The sequence below is a fragment of the Bacillus thermozeamaize genome, assembly GCA_002159075.1.
In the GTDB taxonomy this organism is placed as follows: domain Bacteria; phylum Bacillota; class Bacilli; order ZCTH02-B2; family ZCTH02-B2; genus Bacillus_BB; species Bacillus_BB thermozeamaize.
In genome coordinates this window covers 1-3,896 of sequence record LZRT01000124.1, presented here as the reverse complement: position 1 = coordinate 3,896, position 3,896 = coordinate 1, and the positions used below count along the sequence as shown (strand labels likewise).

The following is a 3,896-nucleotide window of genomic DNA, read 5'->3' as shown; positions in this document are numbered from 1 at the left end:
TCGAGTTTGGGTCCAAGCGACGGATGCAGTGCACAGTGCTGACAGATACCCAGCGGCGTTTGCTGCAAGCCCTGGAGGTGCCTGAGCCCGAGCAGACACTCCGAAGCACGGCATAGTGGCAAAACGTCCGAACCTGATAGCGATTTAGCTGGTCTTTTGCTGTGTGGCTGTCAAAGACCGGTCAGAGGACGCAGAGCGAGGGCTACTTGGGAGTCATAAGACCTTGTACCAGTCGATCAGGCTTGATTTCTACTCCAGGGCGCGCGTCCTCGCCAGAATGCAGTGGCACTCAGTCTGTAAGGACGTCATAGGCAGAGGTGACCACTGCTCGATTACGATCCCTTGGAAATTACCGAGCATTAAAACCCGTACTTGGCACGTCGAAGCCCAAAGGCGTCCTCTCCACCGTCGAGGACGTTCAGGATGGCAGCTTTGACCTGTGGCATTTCAATTGCCCCTTGGGCAGCTATAGTACTCCGTTCATGGTCCGCTTCCAAATAAATGACGTGGTCAGCATCCCCATTCACGACAATGTTGGCGTTGTGTGTGACGAAAATGACTTGCCGACGCCCCTTTAGCCGTCTTAGCGCAGGAAGAGCCGAGTTGACGAGATAGGTTGCGTCCAACTCGTCCTCAGGCTGGTCGATAATAAGCGCTCTGTTGTCGTTCGTCACCAATAGAAGTGAAAGAATTAGACTTGCCTGCGCACCCCCCGAGAGCTCGTTCATCTCCTTGTAAACTCCCTCGGCCACCTTCATCTGCAGTATGTAGCGATCGGGTGTCCTCAGCGTCCTGAGCCGCCTACGTTGCTCCTCCGTCAGAACCTCCTTCAACCGTTGCCTCACGTTATCGGACATGTTCAGTAGCTCATCTTGGCGAAGGATCAGGGTTACCAGGCTGTCCCGGCCGGCGGGCAGATGACGAATCTTTGGACAAAAGTCGTTCCACCACCGGGTGAGACCCGGCTGGCGGACGGACGCAATCCAGCCCTCGAGCGCGTCGACAATACCATCGGGGACAATCTCCAGACGAATAAAGCCTTCAAACAGCGTCTCTATTTCGCCGGCGACTCTCCGCATAAGCTCCCGCTCACGTAGGACGAGGCGGTGTCGAGCACGCTCCAGCAGCGCGAAGCGGCGCTCATGATACTCGACTTGTTTCCGCGTGTGCTCAACACGCAGCCTCACTTCTTCGTACCTTTCGGCGGCTTGGGTCAGTGCGTCGAACCTTTCGAGCTCTTCCACACTCACGCCTTGTTCGGTGAGGGCTTGGAAAACCTCCTTCTGAACTTTCCGTGTCAACTCTTCGGCTACGTGGGTTGCAGCTTCAACCCTTTCCTCTAGTGACAATAGATGCGCTCGCAGGTTGGTAACTGGTCCCGCTTTCAGTTGGACGAGTTCCCGTTCTACTTTATGCAACGCTTGTTCTACTTGCTCAGCACTTGACTCTGGTACAGACACCCCCTCGATCTTTTCCAAGGCCATCCGTACTTCTTCAATTATGCCTTTTAGGTGGTGCTTGAACGAGAGCACCACTGCCCGGTCGGCTTGCGAACGAGTCAGACGCTCCGTGCCTGCCTGCTCGAAGGCATACAGTGACTTGCGGGCAGACGATACTGCCAAAAACTCCTCTTCCAGTTCGCCGAGCACACGCTGGAGGGAGTCTAGCGAGTCCGCCTCTCTTTCAAGCTCCTGATCGATGCGGTTCAACATTCGTTCAATCCATTGGAAGCGTTTTGCGCATTCGGGCACGATGTTGTAGAGAAGGCTACGCAACAACGCTTGATCGTCGACAACAGCGCGCAACTCGCGCTGCGTGAAAAAGACAGCAGGCCATTGCTGACTCAGCTTCCCACCGTTACTAACGGCACCCACCACGTCGACCTCTATGGAGGTGTTTCCAGCGGCAAAACGCTCTCGACCCCTTTTTTCGACGTCGCTCGTAAGAGAGCGGTCCTCAGGCAAGCGGTACCCCCCGAAATAACGCAAGCCGTCGAGCAGAGTCGATTTCCCCGCCATGCGCCCACCAATTACACAAGTAAAGTCGGGGTTGAAATAAAAGGTCTGGCATCTATTTGGGCCCCCGAAAAAGGACGTGCCGCCGGCCACGGTGACGGAGCGCAACCAAGGTCTAGAGCCTGCGAGTGGATCCGGCAAGTTCGACGCGACCACAAGTTCCCCATTAACCCGTTCAAACGCAAGTCGGAGGCGTGAGTCCGAGGCGAGGAAGGCTTGACGGACAGCCTCGATCGTTGGACTCGCCAGTTTCAGCATAGTGAAGCGATATCCGACTTCACCGGGCTTGGGAGTGACTTGCGTATCGAATTTGTACGCATCACTGGAATGGAAGAAAGCTTGCCGGTATTTCTTCATTGCGCTTTCGAGCCATTTAACGTTGCTGTAATCCGCCGGCAACTTCGAATCGTCGAGCTCCAATCCCGCGACCATGTGTGCGGGAAACATTCCCAACATCTGGCTCTTTAGCTGCCCAAACACTCCCGATTCCTTGTTAAACGCATGGGGTGCCAGGCAGAGGTAGTTCCAGCGCCCGCCGTCCTCTTTTCTCAAGTGTTCGAGACACTCGAAGACCTCTTGGGGAACGAGTTTCGAGTTTCTGAGGGAGCCGTTGGACCACGGGGAAGCGCCGCCCATTATCCCGTGAAAGGCAGCAATATAGCGTTCACGACCGATCTCGGGGTCGAACAAGAACAACAAGTGGACCCCTCTGCTGCCAATGGACAGACTAGGTTCGAACCCGGGGAACACCGCGTAGATTTTGTCTCGGAACGGGAGACCGTCATCGTCCACATCATTGTTCCACGTCTCAACGATCTCCCACGTCACGCTGTCGAAACCGTACCCACCGAGAACCGCGGAGTGCGGCGTCAGACCCAGAACTTCTATGTGGCGGGCGATGGCCGCCTGCAAGAGAGCGCGAGCATAGGCCTTCCGGAAAGCTGGGTCATCGGGAGAACCCCTAAGACCAGGCGGAATACTTACCTTGTTAGAGGGTAAGTCATCCAACGTATGCACATGGAGGTCTGCACGAAACCATCTCGCACCCGGTACTTGCTCATGCCATCGAGGAGCGGGATTACGGACAAAGGCCATAGGTGACCCCCGCCTGCGCTTTCAAAGATCGTGACGACTCCCCAACGGGCCAAAGTCGGGCCGAATGCATAGCCCGCCAACCACGCGGCCCGTCTACAAGAAGCTACAAAGAAATCCACGGATCTGTTTTAGATGTGGCAAGTCCGGATTCCTTGGACAATCAACAAGTGGTACTAACGGGTGGCTAAATTGTGGGACTTGCGGAGGGCTTCCTGCGCGACGGAAGGACTTGGAAGTTGGCAACTAACTTTGGTGCGTAAAGAAAGCCTCATACGACCACGATGGGGGGTACTCCCCTTGTCCGGACCTGGGAGCGGTCAGGTACGAGGAAACGGGCAGTTGGTCGAGAGGCTGTCATCGCCGGGATGAAAGAGGTTTCTACCGGCGTTGTCATCGCCGGGGCAACATAGGGTCTCCCGCAATTTCGATGCTATTGGGCAGCCTTGATAGTATGGCAGCCCAGTCTCCCCCCTCAGCATCCCATCGCCAGGAGTCTCCGCCGCAACAGCTCAATCCCTGCTCGCCCATACATCTGCCGTTTTAAGAGTTTCAGCTTGTTAATGTGACCTTCCACCGGCCCGTTGCTCCATGGCAACGTCAACGCGTTCGTCACCGCGTCCATGTCCTGCTCAATGCTCCTCGCAAAGCCTCGGATCGGTCCCAGCGATGATCGGCTTGCCTGCTCAAGCCAGGAGCGCAAGGCTGCGGTGTTTCCTTCCCCGAGGATCTTCCGAAAGGCTTGCAACAACGCATACGCCTCCCGAAGTTCGGACGAGGCATCGAGGA

1 protein-coding gene and 1 pseudogene are annotated in these 3,896 nt (G+C 56.1%); both read right to left on the bottom strand.

Features of this window, described 5'->3' with window-relative positions; translation table 11 throughout:
• Positions 1 to 359: 359 nt before the first annotated feature.
• Positions 360 to 3,110 carry a hypothetical protein gene (locus tag BAA01_11410; protein OUM84560.1) on the bottom strand — a complete coding sequence of 917 codons (2,751 nt, stop codon included), beginning with the start codon at positions 3,108 to 3,110 and terminating at the stop codon, positions 360 to 362.
• A 472-nt stretch (positions 3,111 to 3,582) separates the two neighbouring features.
• Positions 3,583 to 3,896, bottom strand: a pseudogene (locus BAA01_11405) (hypothetical protein).

Bases quoted from the DNA above. Each gene is read 5' to 3' on its own strand.
- BAA01_11410 (OUM84560.1), bottom strand. From the start codon at position 3,110: ATGGCCTTTGTCCGTAATCCCGCTCCTCGATGGCATGAGCAAGTACCG.